The following is a 15,486-nucleotide window of genomic DNA, read 5'->3' on the forward strand; positions in this document are numbered from 1 at the left end:
TCAGACCTCCTCCTCGACGGTCCCGCCCGCCCCGATGTACCAGGTGCGGTGCGCGTCGCCCGGGTACGGCGGCCCGAAGCGGCGCAGCTGGGCGGTGAGCACCTCGGGCGGCACCGGGTGCTCGCGGCGGGCGTTGCGCCGTACCAGCTCGTCCTCGTCGACCAGGAACACGGCGTGGGTGAGCAGGGCGTCGTGGCGGTGGGCGAGCGCGGGGACGAGTGAGCGCTGCTGTTTGTTGAGGGACGTGGCGTCCCACACCACGGTCCCTCCGGCGGCCAGGGCCCTGTCCAGCCGGTCGAGACCCTCGCGCAGGACCTCTTTGTTCGCCCGCTGGTCGGCGCGCGATCCGCGGGCCTCGCGCAGGTCGTCCAGGCTGATGTACGCGTCCACGCCGGGCAGGCCCCGGGCGAAGGTGCTCTTGCCGCTGCCCGCGGGGCCGACCGTCTGGATCAGCTTGGGGAAGGCGCCGGAGCGCCACCGCCACGTGGCGGCGACCGCCTCGTCGCGACCGCGGATCCGCCCCCGCGCGTACGCCTCGCGCGCCTCGGCCCGGCACCGGGCGGCGGCGTCGCCCGGCAGACCGGCGAAGGCCTCGCGCAGCCCGCCGCCGTCCAGACCGCTCTCTTCCAGACAGCCGATGACGTCCTCGGCGTGCAGTGCCGACCACTCCACTTGCTCACGTGCCTCGTCCGTGTCCGCCGCGGCCCGGGCCACCGTGTGCAGGAGACCGAGATCGGCGGCGTACGACAGCCGCACCAGGCCGGACCGCCGGTCCTCGTCCGGATACGGGCGGTGCAGTGCCGGGTGCAGTCCGACGAGGTCCGCGACCCGGCGTGCGAGCGGCATCCCCGCCGTCCCGGCGATCCTGGCCGCGATCCGGGCCCGCCGATCCCCGTGGAGCAGCGCTGCCAGGACACCGGCGAGCCGGTCGTCCCCGGACCGCCCCGCCGGATCGAACCGGGCCGCTGCCTCCGGGTCTCCCTCGCCGGCCAGGCCCACCGCGCCCAGCAGGACATCCGCGTCGACCGCCGCGCCCGAACGCACCGCCCACAGAGCGGCCCCGGGCCCGAGCCCGTTCTCCACGACGGCCGCGTGCATCCAGTGCGTGTCCGTGCGCACGTGCCCGGCCCGCACCCACTTGGCGACCCGCTGCCCGAACTCCCGCGCGTCGAAGGCGTCGACGACCCGGACGACGTACCCCTCCTGCTTCCCGAGGTCCAGCCGCAGCGCCCGCAGCGCGCGCTCGTCGAACGGGCCCCGCCACAGCACACCCGGCACGGGAACGCCGAGCCCGCGCAGAAACGTGACCGTCCGGTCCCAGTCCAGGCAGCGGCCGTCCGCGTCCCACACGGAGAAGCCGTAGAACCAGCTCTCCAGGTCCTCGTACGCGATCGAATGCCGGGCGTACATGTTCTCGCCGCACACGCGCCAGCCCTCGGGGATCGCATGACCGATACGCCCCTGGAGCGCCTTGACCCAGGCTCGGGAGGGGTGGTGGGCCGAGTCGAGCGAACGGGCGTGCAGGCCGTCGGCGTACAGGGTGGTGTTCTCGCCGTCGAGCTTCTCGGTGACGACGACCTCGCGTCCCCGCAGGCCCGAGAGGTCCGTGACGCGGAGATCGTCCGCCGTCGCGCCGGGCGACCAGGGAAGATGCCGGGTGCGTGGGTAGTGCGTACGCATGCTGAACGTTCCCCCCGTGGCAACCGACGTACACGATCAGCGTAGGAGCGCGGGGGAGGGGCGGGCCAGCGGATTAGCGGTGGCCAGAGGGTCCGCGACCAGGTGCGCTCTCGTCCGGGAGGGGGACTCGACCGAACCTTGGTTTGACCTTCGTCACTCTCCGGGTACTCTCTACGGCTCGATTGGCCAGCCCCGCGTCCCGTATGGCAGACTAGCGGGGTTGCTCGGTCGAGTGTTGATGCTGCGCGCCTCCCGCCGGGAGGACTGGAAGCGAGTCCCACAGTACTCGTCGTCCCAACTGCCGTAAGGCAGCGCTGGGACGGACGTACGGGAATCTTCCGGGAAGTGTGGGCGCGGCACCGGCCAGGCATTCGGTGGGCAACTTTGCTCCCGGCCTGCGGTTCTGATAGGGCCGCGTTTCCCCGGTAGGGATGTTCGAACAAGGGACATCTGTGTCAGCGGAAGCGCGACACGCCCGACCGCGTGGGTCGGACGAAGCAAAGGGAACACCGGGTTCCAGAGCGTAAAGAGAGACAGGACTACGAAGTAGCCATGGCGGGACAGAAGATCCGCATCCGGCTCAAGGCCTACGACCACGAGGTCATCGACTCCTCGGCGAAGAAGATCGTCGAGACGGTGACTCGCACTGGTGCGTCGGTCGCGGGCCCGGTGCCGCTGCCCACTGAGAAGAACGTGTACTGCGTCATCAAGTCGCCGCACAAGTACAAGGACTCGCGCGAGCACTTCGAGATGCGCACGCACAAGCGCCTGATCGACATTCTCGACCCGACGCCCAAGACCGTTGACTCTCTGATGCGACTCGACCTCCCGGCCGGTGTCGACATCGAGATCAAGCTCTGAGGGCCGGTGATCTGAGAATGGCTAAGCAGATCAAGGGCATCCTGGGCGAGAAGCTCGGCATGACGCAGGTGTGGGACGAGAACAACCGTGTTGTTCCGGTCACCGTCGTCAAGGCCGGCCCCAACGTCGTCACCCAGGTCCGCACGAACGACGCCGACGGCTACGAGTCCGTCCAGATCGCGTTCGGCGAGATCGACCCGCGCAAGGTGAACAAGCCCCTCAAGGGCCACTTCGCCAAGGCCGACGTCACTCCCCGCCGCCACCTCGTCGAGATCCGTACCGCTGACGCCAGCGAGTACACCCTCGGCCAGGAGATCACCGCCGAGGTGTTCGAGGCCGGCCTCAAGGTCGACGTGACCGGCAAGAGCAAGGGCAAGGGCTTCGCCGGTGTCATGAAGCGCCACAACTTCCGTGGCCTCGGCGCCGGACACGGCACCCAGCGCAAGCACCGCTCCCCCGGTTCGATCGGTGGCTGCGCCACCCCGGGCCGCGTGTTCAAGGGCCTCCGCATGGCGGGTCGCATGGGCAACGAGCGGGTCACCACCCAGAACCTGACCGTCCACGCCGTTGACGCGGAGAAGGGTCTGCTGCTCATCAAGGGCGCGGTTCCCGGTCCGAACGGCGGCCTCGTCCTGGTCCGCACCGCGGCCAAGGGGGCCTGAGGTAACCGATGAGCACTGTTGACATCCTTTCGCCTGCCGGCGAGAAGGCCGGTACCGTCGAGCTCCCCGCGGAGATCTTCGGTGTGGAGAAGGTCAGCATCCCGCTGATCCACCAGGTCGTCGTCGCGCAGAACGCCGCTGCCCGTCAGGGCACGCACAAGACCAAGACCCGTGGCGAGGTCCGCGGCGGTGGCAAGAAGCCCTACCGCCAGAAGGGCACCGGCCGCGCCCGTCAGGGCTCGACCCGCGCGCCGCAGTTCGCCGGTGGTGGCGTCGTGCACGGTCCCGTGCCGCGCGACTACTCGCAGCGCACCCCGAAGAAGATGAAGGCCGCGGCCCTGCGCCACGCCCTCACCGACCGGGCCCGCGCCAGCCGCATCCACGTCGTCACCGGCGTGATCGAGGGCGAGACCCCCTCCACGAAGGCCGCCAAGAGCCTGTTCGGCAAGATCTCGGAGCGCAAGAACCTGCTCCTGGTCGTCGAGCGCGCCGACGAGGCCGCGTGGCTGTCCGCCCGCAACCTGCCCCAGGTCCACATCCTGGAGCCGGGCCAGCTGAACACGTACGACGTGATCGTCTCGGACGACGTGGTCTTCACCCAGGCCGCTCTCGAGTCCTTCGTCGCCGGCCCGAACAAGGCCAACGACACCGAAGGGACTGAGGTCTGATGGCCACCCGTCACCCCTCCATCGCCTCGAAGGCGGCCAAGGCCGCCAAGGTCGCGCGCGTCGCCAAGGCGCGCCGCCACGCCACCGAGGGCAAGAACACCGTCGTCACCGCGCCCAGCAAGGCGTACACGGACCCCCGTGACGTGCTGCTGAAGCCGGTCGTGTCGGAGAAGAGCTACGCGCTCCTCGACGAGAACAAGTACACGTTCATCGTCGACCCGAACGCCAACAAGACCCAGATCAAGCAGGCCGTCCAGGCGGTCTTCTCGGTCAAGGTCACCGGGGTCAACACGATCAACCGCCAGGGCAAGCGCAAGCGGACCCGCACCGGCTTCGGCCAGCGCGCGTCCACCAAGCGCGCGATCGTGACCCTCGCCGAGGGCGACCGTATCGACATCTTCGGCGGTCCGACCGCCTGAGGGCGGTCCGGATCGTCCGATATCGGACGAGGACTGAGAAATGGGAATCCGCAAGTACAAGCCGACTACGCCGGGCCGCCGTGGCTCCAGCGTCGCCGACTTCGTCGAGGTCACGCGGTCCACGCCGGAGAAGTCGTTGGTCCGCCCCCTGCACAGCAAGGGTGGCCGTAACAACTCCGGTCGTGTGACCGTCCGCCACCAGGGTGGTGGCCACAAGCGCGCCTACCGCGTGATCGACTTCCGTCGTCACGACAAGGACGGCGTGCCGGCGAAGGTCGCGCACATCGAGTACGACCCCAACCGCACCGCGCGCATCGCGCTGCTGCACTACGCCGACGGCGAGAAGCGCTACATCCTCGCGCCGCGCAACCTGCAGCAGGGCGACCGCGTCGAGAACGGTCCCGGGGCCGACATCAAGCCGGGCAACAACCTGGCGCTGCGCAACATCCCGGTCGGTACCACGATCCACGCGATCGAGCTCCGTCCCGGTGGCGGTGCCAAGTTCGCCCGCTCCGCCGGTGCCTCCGTGCAGCTGCTCGCGAAGGAGGGCTCGATGGCCCACCTCCGCATGCCGTCCGGTGAGATCCGCCTGGTCGACCAGCGCTGCCGCGCCACGGTCGGCGAGGTCGGCAACGCCGAGCAGAGCAACATCAACTGGGGCAAGGCCGGCCGCAAGCGCTGGCTGGGCGTCCGCCCGACCGTTCGCGGTGTGGCGATGAACCCGGTTGACCACCCCCACGGTGGTGGTGAGGGCAAGACCTCCGGTGGTCGCCACCCGGTCAGCCCCTGGGGTCAGAAGGAAGGTCGTACTCGTTCGCCCAAGAAGGCGTCGAACAAGTACATCGTCCGCCGCCGCAAGACGAACAAGAAGCGCTAGGAGCGGGTTTAGATGCCGCGCAGTCTCAAGAAGGGGCCCTTCGTCGACGACCACCTGATCAAGAAGGTGGACGCCCAGAACGAAGCAGGCACCAAGAACGTCATCAAGACCTGGTCCCGTCGCTCCATGATCGTGCCGGCCATGCTCGGCCACACGCTCGCGGTGCACAACGGCAAGACCCACATCCCGGTGTTCGTCACCGAGTCGATGGTCGGCCACAAGCTCGGCGAGTTCTCGCCGACGCGCACCTTCCGGGGCCACGTCAAGGACGACCGGAAGTCGAAGCGCCGCTAACGCGGATCGCATTCAGACAAAGAAAACCTGAAAGGGACAACCATGGAAGCCAGGGCCCAGGCGCGGTACATCCGCGTCACGCCCATGAAGGCCCGCCGTGTGGTGGACCTCATCCGTGGCATGGACGCCACGGAGGCCCAGGCGGTCCTGCGATTCGCTCCGCAGGCTGCCTCTGTGCCGGTCGGCAAGGTGCTGGACAGCGCCATTGCCAACGCCGCGCACAACTACGACCACCCGGACGCCTCCTCGCTGGTCATCAGCGAGGCGTACGTCGACGAGGGCCCGACCCTGAAGCGGTTCCGTCCGCGTGCCCAGGGCCGTGCCTACCGGATCCGCAAGCGGACCAGCCACATCACCGTGGTCGTCAGCAGCAAGGAAGGAACCCGGTAATGGGCCAGAAGGTTAACCCGCATGGGTTCCGGCTCGGTGTCACCACGGACTTCAAGTCCCGGTGGTACGCCGACAAGCTGTACAAGGACTACGTCAAGGAAGACGTCGCCATCCGTCGGATGATGACGTCCGGCATGGAGCGCGCCGGTATCTCGAAGGTGGAGATCGAGCGCACCCGTGACCGCGTGCGTGTGGACATCCACACCGCTCGTCCGGGCATCGTCATCGGCCGCCGTGGCGCCGAGGCCGACCGCATCCGCGGTGACCTCGAGAAGCTCACGGGCAAGCAGGTCCAGCTGAACATCCTCGAGGTCAAGAGCCCCGAGACCGACGCTCAGCTGGTTGCCCAGGCCGTTGCCGAGCAGCTGTCCTCCCGCGTCTCCTTCCGTCGCGCCATGCGCAAGAGCATGCAGGGCACGATGAAGGCCGGCGCCAAGGGCATCAAGATCCAGTGTGGTGGCCGTCTCGGCGGCGCCGAGATGTCCCGCTCGGAGTTCTACCGCGAGGGCCGCGTGCCCCTGCACACGCTCCGCGCGAACGTGGACTACGGCTTCTTCGAGGCCAAGACGACCTTCGGCCGCATCGGTGTGAAGGTCTGGATCTACAAGGGCGACGTCAAGAACATCGCCGAGGTCCGCGCCGAGAACGCTGCCGCCCGCGCCGGTAACCGCCCGGCCCGTGGCGGCGCTGACCGCCCGGCCCGTGGTGGCCGCGGTGGCGAGCGTGGCGGGCGCGGTCGCAAGCCGCAGCAGGCTCCGGCAGCCGAGGCCCCCAAGGCCGACGCTCCCGCCGCCGCTCCGGCTGAGAGCACCGGAACGGAGGCCTGACCGTCATGCTGATCCCCCGTAGGGTCAAGCACCGCAAGCAGCACCACCCGAAGCGCTCCGGCGCTGCCAAGGGTGGCACCACGGTTGCGTTCGGCGAGTACGGCATCCAGGCGCTGACCCCGGCCTACGTGACGAACCGCCAGATCGAGGCGGCTCGTATCGCGATGACCCGCCACATCAAGCGTGGCGGCAAGGTCTGGATCAACATCTACCCGGACCGCCCCCTCACCAAGAAGCCCGCCGAGACCCGCATGGGTTCCGGTAAGGGTTCTCCTGAGTGGTGGATTGCCAACGTGAAGCCCGGACGTGTGATGTTCGAGCTGTCGTACCCCAACGAGAAGATCGCGCGCGAGGCCCTGACCCGTGCGGCTCACAAGCTGCCGATGAAGTGCAAGATCGTCAAGCGCGAGGCAGGTGAAGCGTGATGTCGGCCGGTACCAAGGCGTCCGAGCTGCGCGAGCTGGGCAACGAGGAGCTTCTCGCGAAGCTCCGCGAGGCCAAGGAAGAGCTGTTCAACCTCCGCTTCCAGGCGGCCACGGGTCAGCTCGAGAACCACGGTCGGCTCAAGGCCGTCCGTAAGGACATCGCGCGGATCTACACCCTGATGCGTGAGCGCGAGCTGGGCATCGAGACGGTGGAGAGCGCCTGATGAGTGAGAGCAACGTGACTGAGCAGACTGCAGAGGCCCGCGGCTTCCGCAAGACCCGTGAGGGTCTCGTCGTCAGCGACAAGATGGACAAGACCGTCGTCGTCGCCGTCGAGGACCGCGTCAAGCACGCCCTGTACGGCAAGGTCATCCGCCGTACGAACAAGCTCAAGGCCCACGACGAGCAGAACGCCGCGGGTGTCGGCGACCGTGTCCTCCTCGCGGAGACCCGGCCGCTGTCCGCGACGAAGCGCTGGCGCGTCGTCGAGATCCTCGAGAAGGCCAAGTAATCCCACCTAGGGGGACCCCCTAGGAATCGTTCCGCCAGGCTCGGGGCGGGGTGACATGAGCAAGTGTCGCCCCGCCCCGGGAACCGGCAGACAACCAGGAGATAGACGTGATCCAGCAGGAGTCGCGACTGCGTGTCGCCGACAACACTGGTGCGAAGGAGATCCTTTGCATCCGTGTGCTCGGTGGCTCCGGTCGCCGCTACGCGGGCATCGGTGACGTCATCGTCGCCACCGTCAAGGACGCGATCCCCGGTGGCAACGTGAAGAAGGGTGACGTCGTCAAGGCGGTCATCGTTCGCACCGTCAAGGAGCGCCGCCGTCCGGACGGCTCGTACATCCGCTTCGACGAGAACGCCGCCGTCATTCTGAAGAACGACGGCGACCCTCGCGGCACCCGCATCTTCGGCCCGGTCGGGCGTGAGCTGCGCGAGAAGAAGTTCATGAAGATCATCTCGCTGGCTCCGGAGGTGCTGTAAGCATGAAGATCAAGAAGGGCGACCTGGTCCAGGTCATCACCGGCAAGGACAAGGGCAAGCAGGGCAAGGTCATCGCGGCCTACCCCCGCGAGGACCGTGTCCTGGTCGAGGGTGTCAACCGGGTCAAGAAGCACACCAAGGCCGGCCCGACCGCCAAGGGTTCGCAGGCCGGTGGCATCGTCACGACCGAGGCGCCGGTCCACGTCTCCAACGTCCAGCTGGTCGTGGAGAAGGACGGCAACAAGGTCGTCACGCGTGTCGGTTACCGCGTCGACGACGAGGGCAACAAGATCCGCGTTGCCAAGCGGACGGGTGAGGACATCTGATGGCGACCACCACCACTCCGCGTCTGAAGACGAAGTACCGCGAGGAGATCGCGGGCAAGCTGCGTGACGAGTTCAAGTACGAGAACGTCATGCAGATCCCCGGCCTCGTCAAGATCGTGGTCAACATGGGTGTGGGCGACGCCGCCCGCGACTCCAAGCTGATCGAGGGCGCCATCCGCGACCTCACCACGATCACCGGTCAGAAGCCGGCCGTCACCAAGGCCCGCAAGTCCATCGCGCAGTTCAAGCTGCGTGAGGGCCAGCCGATCGGTGCCCACGTCACGCTCCGTGGCGACCGCATGTGGGAGTTCCTGGACCGCACCCTGTCGCTCGCGCTGCCGCGCATCCGCGACTTCCGCGGCCTGTCCCCCAAGCAGTTCGACGGCCGTGGCAACTACACCTTCGGTCTCACCGAGCAGGTCATGTTCCACGAGATCGACCAGGACAAGATCGACCGTACCCGGGGCATGGACATCACCGTGGTGACCACGGCGACCAACGACGCTGAGGGCCGCGCGCTCCTTCGTCACCTCGGCTTCCCCTTCAAGGAGGCGTGAGCGAGATGGCGAAGAAGGCTCTGATCGCGAAGGCTGCTCGCAAGCCCAAGTTCGGCGTGCGTGGCTACACGCGCTGCCAGCGCTGCGGCCGTCCCCACTCCGTGTACCGCAAGTTCGGCCTGTGCCGCGTGTGCCTTCGTGAGATGGCTCACCGTGGCGAGCTGCCGGGCGTGACCAAGAGCTCCTGGTAGTCCCTGTTTTCAGGGGTTCCGGAAGCTCTCGGTAAGTAAAGGGCAGTGTCAGGTGCCCACCTCCCCATGGCTTAGGCTTGGAGGGTTGGGCGCCTGACGCCCATACGACTTACTACGCCGTAGGTCCACCGCGCCGCACCCGTCCCGTCTCGGATCGGGGAGAGGGATGGCGCACCAGGAAACCCCGGCGAGAGAGGCCGAAGGCCAATTCATGACCATGACTGATCCGATCGCAGACATGCTTACGCGTCTGCGGAACGCGAACTCGGCATACCACGACTCCGTGACGATGCCGGCATCGAAGATCAAGTCGCACATCGCGGAGATCCTCCAGCAGGAGGGCTTCATCACGGGCTGGAAGGTCGAGGACGCCGAGGTCGGCAAGAACCTCGTCCTGGAGCTGAAGTTCGGCCCCAACCGTGAGCGCTCCATCGCGGGCATCAAGCGGATCTCCAAGCCCGGTCTCCGGGTGTACGCGAAGTCCACCTCCCTGCCGAAGGTGCTGGGCGGCCTCGGCGTGGCGATCATCTCCACGTCGCACGGGCTCCTCACCGACAAGCAGGCCGGCAAGAAGGGCGTGGGTGGGGAAGTCCTCGCCTACGTCTGGTAGCGGAAGGGAACGGAGGAAACAGCTATGTCGCGCATTGGCAAGCTCCCCATCACGGTTCCCGCCGGCGTGGACGTCACCATCGACGGCCGTACGGTCTCGGTCAAGGGCCCCAAGGGCTCGCTGACCCACACCGTTGCCGCGCCGATCGACATCGCCAAGGGTGAGGACGGCGTTCTGAACGTCACCCGCCCCAACGACGAGCGTCAGAACAAGGCCCTGCACGGCCTGTCCCGCACGCTGGTGGCGAACATGATCACCGGCGTGACCCAGGGTTACGTGAAGAAGCTCGAAATCAGCGGTGTCGGTTACCGCGTCGCGGCCAAGGGCTCGAACCTCGAGTTCGCGCTCGGCTACAGCCACTCGATCACCGTCGAGGCCCCTGAAGGCATCACCTTCAAGGTCGAGAACCCGACCCGCTTCTCGGTCGAGGGCATCGACAAGCAGAAGGTCGGCGAGGTCGCGGCGAACATCCGCAAGCTCCGCAAGCCCGACCCGTACAAGGCCAAGGGCGTCAAGTACGAGGGCGAAGTCATCCGCCGCAAGGTCGGAAAGGCGGGTAAGTAAGCCATGGCATACGGTACGAAGATCGCCAAGGGTGACGCCTACAAGCGCGCCGCGATCAAGCGCCGCCACACCCGGATCCGTAAGAAGGTCAACGGTACGGCCGAGCGTCCCCGCCTTGTCGTGACGCGCTCGAACCGCCACATCGTGGCCCAGGTCATCGACGACATCAAGGGTCACACCCTGGCGTCGGCGTCGACCCTGGACACGTCGATCCGTGGCGAGGGCGAGAAGTCCGCGCAGGCCGGCAAGGTCGGCGCCCTGGTCGCCGAGCGCGCCAAGGCCGCGGGCGTCGAGGTCGTCGTGTTCGACCGTGGTGGCAACCGGTACGCGGGTCGCATCGCGGCTCTCGCCGACGCCGCCCGCGAAGCCGGGCTCAAGTTCTGAGCCGCTTCCGTAGCTAGCGGAAACAGAGAGAGGTAATTCCAATGGCTGGACCCCAGCGCCGCGGTGGCGGTGCCGGTGGCGGCGAGCGGCGGGACCGGAAGGGCCGTGACGGCGGCGCTGCTGCCGCCGAGAAGACCGCGTACGTTGAGCGCGTCGTCGCGATCAACCGCGTCGCCAAGGTTGTGAAGGGTGGTCGTCGCTTCAGCTTCACCGCGCTGGTCGTGGTGGGCGACGGTGACGGCACCGTGGGTGTCGGTTACGGCAAGGCCAAGGAGGTGCCGGCCGCCATCGCCAAGGGCGTTGAGGAGGCCAAGAAGCACTTCTTCAAGGTCCCCCGGATCCAGGGCACCATCCCGCACCCCATCCAGGGTGAGAAGGCTGCCGGCGTCGTCCTGCTCAAGCCCGCGTCCCCCGGTACCGGTGTTATCGCCGGTGGCCCGGTGCGTGCCGTGCTCGAGTGCGCCGGTATCCACGACGTGCTGTCGAAGTCGCTCGGCTCCGACAACGCGATCAACATCGTGCACGCGACCGTGGAGGCCCTGAGGGGTCTGCAGCGTCCCGAGGAGATCGCGGCCCGCCGCGGTCTGCCCCTCGAGGACGTCGCCCCCGCGGCTCTTCTCCGTGCGCGTGCCGGGGCGGGTGCGTAATCATGGCGCAGCTCAAGATTACGCAGGTCAAGTCCTACATCGGCAGCAAGCAGAACCACCGTGACACCCTGCGTTCCCTTGGTCTCAAGGGCATCAACACGCAGGTCGTCAAGGAGGACCGCCCCGAGTTCCGCGGCATGGTTCGCCATGTCCGTCACCTCGTGACGGTCGAGGAGGTCGACTGATCATGGCGGAGAACAACCCGCTCAAGATCCACAACCTCCGTCCGGCCCCGGGCGCCAAGACCGCCAAGACCCGTGTCGGTCGTGGTGAGGCGTCGAAGGGTAAGACGGCCGGTCGTGGTACCAAGGGCACCAAGGCCCGCTACCAGGTTCCGGAGCGCTTCGAGGGTGGCCAGATGCCCCTCCACATGCGCCTCCCGAAGCTGAAGGGCTTCAAGAACCCGTTCAAGACGGAGTTCCAGGTCGTGAACCTGGACAAGCTCGTCGCCCTCTACCCCGAGGGTGGGGAGGTCACCGTTGCCGACCTGGTCGCCAAGGGTGCCGTCCGCAAGAACAGCCTTGTCAAGGTCCTCGGCCAGGGCGAGGTCTCCGTGGCGCTGCAGGTGACGGTCGACGCCGTCTCCGGCTCCGCCAAGGAGAAGATCACCGCCGCCGGCGGTACCGTCACCGAGCTCGTCTGACCATCACGGCAGGCGTCTTGATGACCTGAACGATCCCACCGGGGATACCCCACAAATCGGGGTATCCCCGGTTGGTCGTTCCGAGGGGGCAGTCTCGCCGGTAAGGTGGCCAGCACTGCCAACTTTCACAGGATGCTTCACATGAGGCACTCTGAGCGGCAGTTGACCGTTACGTATTCGTCGAACCTCAAGACCGTCACCCTTGACGCAGTAGCGCGGGGGTCGCAGGAGGCACCGTGCTCACCGCGTTCGCCCGGGCGTTCAAGACGCCCGACCTGCGCAAGAAGCTGCTCTTCACGCTCGGCATCATCGTGGTCTACCGGGTCGGTACGCACATCCCGATCCCGGGCGTCGACTACACGGCCGTCCAGTTCTGCATCGATCAGGCGAACGCCAACCAGGGCCTGTTCGGTCTGGTCAACATGTTCAGTGGTGGCGCGCTGCTCCAGATCACGATCTTCGCGCTGGGCATCATGCCGTACATCACGGCGAGCATCATTCTGCAGCTGCTGACCGTCGTGATCCCGCGCCTGGAAGCCCTGAAGAAGGAGGGCCAGGCCGGTACGGCGAAGATCACGCAGTACACGCGTTATCTGACGGTCGCCCTGGCGATCCTCCAGGGCACGGGCCTGGTGGCCACCGCCCGCAGCGGCTCGCTGTTCTCCAACTGCTCCCTGGCGAGCTCCATCGTCCCGGACCGCTCGATCTTCAGCACGATCACCATGGTGATCACGATGACCGCCGGTACGGCCGTCGTCATGTGGCTCGGTGAGCTCATCACCGACCGCGGCATCGGCAACGGCATGTCGATCCTGATGTTCATCTCGATCGCCGCCACCTTCCCGTCCGCGCTGTGGGCCATCAAGAAGCAGGGCAACCTGGCGGACGGCTGGATCGAGTTCGGCACCGTCATCGCGGTCGGCCTGGTCATGGTCGCGCTCGTGGTCTTCGTCGAGCAGGCCCAGCGCCGCATCCCGGTGCAGTACGCGAAGCGCATGATCGGCCGCCGCTCCTACGGCGGCACCTCGACGTACATCCCGCTGAAGGTGAACCAGGCGGGTGTGATCCCCGTCATCTTCGCCTCGTCGCTGCTCTACATTCCCGCGCTGATCGTCCAGTTCTCCAATTCCAAGGCGGGTTGGGCGACCTGGATCCAGCAGAACCTGGCGGACACGGCGGCGCCCGCGCACATCACTCTCTACTTCTTCCTGATCGTCTTCTTCGCCTTCTTCTACGTGGCCATCTCGTTCAACCCCGAGGAAGTCGCGGACAACATGAAGAAGTATGGTGGCTTCATCCCGGGTATCCGGGCTGGTCGGCCGACCGCTGAGTACCTTTCGTACGTGCTCAACCGGATCACCTGGCCGGGCTCGCTGTATCTGGGGCTGATCGCTCTCGTCCCAACGATGGCGTTGGCTGGTTTCGGGGCAAACCAGAACTTCCCGTTCGGCGGAACCAGCATCCTGATCATCGTGGGTGTGGGTCTGGAGACGGTGAAGCAGATCGAGAGCCAGCTTCAGCAGCGCAATTACGAAGGGTTCCTCCGCTGATGCGAATCGTCCTCGTCGGGCCGCCCGGTGCGGGCAAGGGAACGCAGGCCGCGTTCCTTGCCAAGAACCTGTCGATCCCGCACATCTCCACGGGCGACCTCTTCCGTGCGAACATCAGCCGGCAGACGGAGCTCGGCAAGCTCGCGAAGTCCTACATGGACAAGGGCGACCTGGTGCCGGACGAGGTCACGATCGCGATGGCCAAGGACCGCATGGAGCAGCCGGACGCGGTGGGCGGCTTCCTGCTCGACGGCTTCCCGCGGAACGTGTCGCAGGCCGAGGCGCTCGACGAGACGCTGACGACCGAGAGCATGAAGCTGGACGCGGTGCTGGACCTGGAGGTCCCCGAGGACGAGGTCGTCAAGCGGATCGCCGGCCGCCGTATCTGCCGCAACGACTCGGCGCACGTGTTCCACGTGTCGTACAAGCCGGCGAAGCAGGAGGGCGTCTGCGACGTGTGCGGCGGGGAGCTGTACCAGCGCGACGACGACTCCGAGGAGACCGTGCGCAAGCGGCTGGAGGTCTACCACACGCAGACCGAGCCGATCATCGACTACTACAAGGCCCAGGGCCTCGTGGTGACGATCTCCGCGCTCGGCAAGGTGGAAGAGGTCACCGAGCGGGCGATGGAAGCGCTGAAGCGCAAGGACGACGGCAAGTAAGCGCGTGACACCGGCCGCGGTTCCCCTGCGGGGGGCCGCGGCCGAAGTGTGGGTGCGGGCGGAAGCCGAGTGTGTCGTCACCCGTATCGTTGAAGGGTCCGTGTTTTTCCGGTCCAGAAAGGCCGTAGTCCTCATGGTGCAGATCAAGACCCCCGAGCAGATCGCCAAGATGCGCGAGGCGGGGCTGGTCGTCGCCGCCATCCACGCGGCCACCCGTGAGGCGGCCGTGCCGGGTGCCACCACCAAGGACATCGACGAGGTGGCCCGCAAGGTGATCGCGGAGAACGGGGCCAAGTCGAACTTCCTGGGGTACGGCGGCTTCCCGGCGACCATCTGCACGTCCGTGAACGAGGTCGTCGTCCACGGGATCCCGAGCGACGAGGTCGTCCTGAAGGACGGGGACATCATCTCGATCGACGCCGGGGCGATCGTGGACGGCTGGCACGGGGACGCGGCCTTCACCGCCTTCGTGGGCTCCGGTCACGCTCCGGAGCTCGTCGAGCTGTCGCGGGTGACCGAGGAGTCGATGTGGGCGGGCATCGCGGCGATGAAGCAGGGGAACCGGCTCCTGGACGTCTCCAAGGCGATCGAGACGTACATCCGCCGCCAGCCGAAGCCGGGCGGGGGCAAGTACGGGATCGTCGAGGACTACGGCGGCCACGGGATCGGCACCGAGATGCACATGGATCCCCACCTGCTGAACTACGTCGACCGGCGGCGGGGCAAGGGGCCGAAGCTGGTGCCGGGGTTCTGCCTCGCGATCGAGCCCATGGTGTCGCTGGGGACGCCGAAGACGAAGGTCCTCGAGGATGACTGGACGGTCATCACGACGGACGGTACGTGGTCGTCGCACTGGGAGCACTCGGTGGCGCTGACGGAGGCGGGGCCGCTCGTCCTGACGGCGCCTGACGGGGGCAAGGCGAAGCTGGCGGAGTACGGGATCGTCGCGGCGCCTGATCCGCTGGATTGAGCGGGCTCGGGCCCAGGTGCCGTCGGTCGGAGGCCGGCGCAGCCGCTCGAAGCCAGGGAGGCGCCCCGGCGCCGAGCGCCCGAGAGAGCGGCGGTGGGAATCGGTCGGAGGCCGGCCCGCTCGTCCTGACGGCGCCTGACGGGGGCAGGGCGAAGCTGGCGGAGTACGGGATTGTCGCGGCGCCTGATCCGCTGGGTTGAGCGGGCTCGGGCCCAGGTGCCGTCGGTCGGAGGCCGGCGCAGCCGCTCGAAGCCAGGGAGGCGCCCCGGCGCCGAGCGCCCGAGAGAGCGGC

The 15,486-nt window shown here is 67.4% G+C and carries 25 protein-coding genes and 1 pseudogene; 25 read left to right on the forward strand and 1 reads right to left on the reverse strand.

Going from position 1 to position 15,486, the window contains the following annotated elements:
* Complete coding sequence (locus tag AB0959_RS16235; RefSeq protein ID WP_366827045.1) at positions 1-1,680, reverse strand: RNA ligase family protein; 1,680 nt, start codon at positions 1,678-1,680, stop codon at positions 1-3.
* Between the two features lie 552 nt (positions 1,681-2,232).
* Here AB0959_RS16235 and rpsJ point away from each other — a divergent pair.
* The 25 genes and pseudogenes from rpsJ to AB0959_RS16360 form a co-directional block, all read left to right on the forward strand.
* Positions 2,233-2,541, forward strand: coding sequence for a 30S ribosomal protein S10 (rpsJ, locus tag AB0959_RS16240; RefSeq protein WP_003948644.1), 309 nt, complete (start codon positions 2,233-2,235; stop codon positions 2,539-2,541).
* Positions 2,542-2,558: 17 nt separating this feature from the next.
* A complete protein-coding gene (rplC, locus tag AB0959_RS16245) occupies positions 2,559-3,203 on the forward strand; it encodes a 50S ribosomal protein L3 (protein ID WP_366827046.1) in 645 nt (214 codons plus the stop codon).
* A gap of 8 nt (positions 3,204-3,211) precedes the next feature.
* Entirely contained in the window at positions 3,212-3,871 is a 660-nt protein-coding gene (rplD, locus tag AB0959_RS16250) for a 50S ribosomal protein L4 (protein WP_366827047.1), read from the forward strand.
* A complete protein-coding gene (rplW, locus tag AB0959_RS16255; protein WP_366827048.1) occupies positions 3,871-4,290 on the forward strand; it encodes a 50S ribosomal protein L23 in 420 nt (139 codons plus the stop codon). Before rplD ends, rplW begins: the two co-directional genes overlap by 1 nt.
* A gap of 40 nt (positions 4,291-4,330) precedes the next feature.
* Positions 4,331-5,167, forward strand: a complete 837-nt coding sequence (gene rplB / locus AB0959_RS16260; protein WP_030788280.1) for a 50S ribosomal protein L2 — start codon at positions 4,331-4,333, stop codon at positions 5,165-5,167.
* A 12-nt stretch (positions 5,168-5,179) separates the two neighbouring features.
* A complete protein-coding gene (rpsS, locus tag AB0959_RS16265) occupies positions 5,180-5,461 on the forward strand; it encodes a 30S ribosomal protein S19 (RefSeq protein WP_003992359.1) in 282 nt (93 codons plus the stop codon).
* A 42-nt stretch (positions 5,462-5,503) separates the two neighbouring features.
* The gene (rplV, locus tag AB0959_RS16270) at positions 5,504-5,851 is read left to right on the forward strand and encodes a 50S ribosomal protein L22 (RefSeq protein WP_026290933.1); all 348 of its coding nucleotides are present in this window, start codon (positions 5,504-5,506) and stop codon (positions 5,849-5,851) included.
* The gene (gene rpsC / locus AB0959_RS16275) at positions 5,851-6,678 is read left to right on the forward strand and encodes a 30S ribosomal protein S3 (RefSeq protein ID WP_030860973.1); all 828 of its coding nucleotides are present in this window, start codon (positions 5,851-5,853) and stop codon (positions 6,676-6,678) included. Before rplV ends, rpsC begins: the two co-directional genes overlap by 1 nt.
* Before the next feature lie 5 nt (positions 6,679-6,683).
* Complete coding sequence (gene rplP / locus AB0959_RS16280) at positions 6,684-7,103, forward strand: 50S ribosomal protein L16 (protein WP_366827049.1); 420 nt, start codon at positions 6,684-6,686, stop codon at positions 7,101-7,103.
* The gene (gene rpmC / locus AB0959_RS16285) at positions 7,103-7,327 is read left to right on the forward strand and encodes a 50S ribosomal protein L29 (protein WP_003974259.1); all 225 of its coding nucleotides are present in this window, start codon (positions 7,103-7,105) and stop codon (positions 7,325-7,327) included. Before rplP ends, rpmC begins: the two co-directional genes overlap by 1 nt.
* The gene (gene rpsQ / locus AB0959_RS16290; protein WP_007384073.1) at positions 7,327-7,614 is read left to right on the forward strand and encodes a 30S ribosomal protein S17; all 288 of its coding nucleotides are present in this window, start codon (positions 7,327-7,329) and stop codon (positions 7,612-7,614) included. Before rpmC ends, rpsQ begins: the two co-directional genes overlap by 1 nt.
* Before the next feature lie 107 nt (positions 7,615-7,721).
* Positions 7,722-8,090 carry a 50S ribosomal protein L14 gene (gene rplN, locus AB0959_RS16295; RefSeq protein ID WP_003998823.1) on the forward strand — a complete coding sequence of 123 codons (369 nt, stop codon included), beginning with the start codon at positions 7,722-7,724 and terminating at the stop codon, positions 8,088-8,090.
* Between the two features lie 2 nt (positions 8,091-8,092).
* Positions 8,093-8,416 carry a 50S ribosomal protein L24 gene (gene rplX, locus AB0959_RS16300; protein WP_366827050.1) on the forward strand — a complete coding sequence of 108 codons (324 nt, stop codon included), beginning with the start codon at positions 8,093-8,095 and terminating at the stop codon, positions 8,414-8,416.
* Entirely contained in the window at positions 8,416-8,973 is a 558-nt protein-coding gene (gene rplE / locus AB0959_RS16305) for a 50S ribosomal protein L5 (RefSeq protein WP_020135807.1), read from the forward strand. Before rplX ends, rplE begins: the two co-directional genes overlap by 1 nt.
* Positions 8,974-8,978: 5 nt before the next feature.
* Positions 8,979-9,164, forward strand: a complete 186-nt coding sequence (locus AB0959_RS16310; protein WP_003948630.1) for a type Z 30S ribosomal protein S14 — start codon at positions 8,979-8,981, stop codon at positions 9,162-9,164.
* A 211-nt stretch (positions 9,165-9,375) separates the two neighbouring features.
* Positions 9,376-9,774, forward strand: a complete 399-nt coding sequence (gene rpsH / locus AB0959_RS16315) for a 30S ribosomal protein S8 (RefSeq protein WP_013001411.1) — start codon at positions 9,376-9,378, stop codon at positions 9,772-9,774.
* A gap of 24 nt (positions 9,775-9,798) precedes the next feature.
* On the forward strand, positions 9,799-10,338 hold the full coding sequence (rplF, locus tag AB0959_RS16320; protein ID WP_366827051.1) for a 50S ribosomal protein L6: 540 nt from the start codon (positions 9,799-9,801) through the stop codon (positions 10,336-10,338).
* Positions 10,339-10,341: 3 nt separating this feature from the next.
* Entirely contained in the window at positions 10,342-10,722 is a 381-nt protein-coding gene (gene rplR, locus AB0959_RS16325; RefSeq protein WP_366827052.1) for a 50S ribosomal protein L18, read from the forward strand.
* 41 nt (positions 10,723-10,763) lie between these two features.
* On the forward strand, positions 10,764-11,369 hold the full coding sequence (gene rpsE, locus AB0959_RS16330) for a 30S ribosomal protein S5 (protein WP_164332815.1): 606 nt from the start codon (positions 10,764-10,766) through the stop codon (positions 11,367-11,369).
* Positions 11,370-11,371: 2 nt separating this feature from the next.
* Complete coding sequence (gene rpmD / locus AB0959_RS16335; protein WP_129307387.1) at positions 11,372-11,554, forward strand: 50S ribosomal protein L30; 183 nt, start codon at positions 11,372-11,374, stop codon at positions 11,552-11,554.
* A gap of 2 nt (positions 11,555-11,556) precedes the next feature.
* Positions 11,557-12,012: a 50S ribosomal protein L15 gene (gene rplO, locus AB0959_RS16340; protein WP_366827053.1), complete on the forward strand. Its 456-nt coding sequence runs from the start codon at positions 11,557-11,559 to the stop codon at positions 12,010-12,012.
* A gap of 236 nt (positions 12,013-12,248) precedes the next feature.
* On the forward strand, positions 12,249-13,562 hold the full coding sequence (secY, locus tag AB0959_RS16345; protein WP_366827054.1) for a preprotein translocase subunit SecY: 1,314 nt from the start codon (positions 12,249-12,251) through the stop codon (positions 13,560-13,562).
* Positions 13,562-14,224: an adenylate kinase gene (locus AB0959_RS16350; protein WP_366827055.1), complete on the forward strand. Its 663-nt coding sequence runs from the start codon at positions 13,562-13,564 to the stop codon at positions 14,222-14,224. Before secY ends, AB0959_RS16350 begins: the two co-directional genes overlap by 1 nt.
* 133 nt (positions 14,225-14,357) lie before the next feature.
* On the forward strand, positions 14,358-15,194 hold the full coding sequence (map, locus tag AB0959_RS16355) for a type I methionyl aminopeptidase (RefSeq protein ID WP_366827057.1): 837 nt from the start codon (positions 14,358-14,360) through the stop codon (positions 15,192-15,194).
* A 104-nt stretch (positions 15,195-15,298) separates the two neighbouring features.
* Positions 15,299-15,394: pseudogene (locus tag AB0959_RS16360) on the forward strand (type I methionyl aminopeptidase); the annotation flags it as partial.
* Between the last annotated feature and the right edge of the window lie 92 nt (positions 15,395-15,486).

Origin of the sequence: Streptomyces sp. NPDC046862 (assembly GCF_040704615.1) — a bacterium.
Classification (GTDB): Bacteria; Actinomycetota; Actinomycetes; order Streptomycetales; family Streptomycetaceae; genus Streptomyces.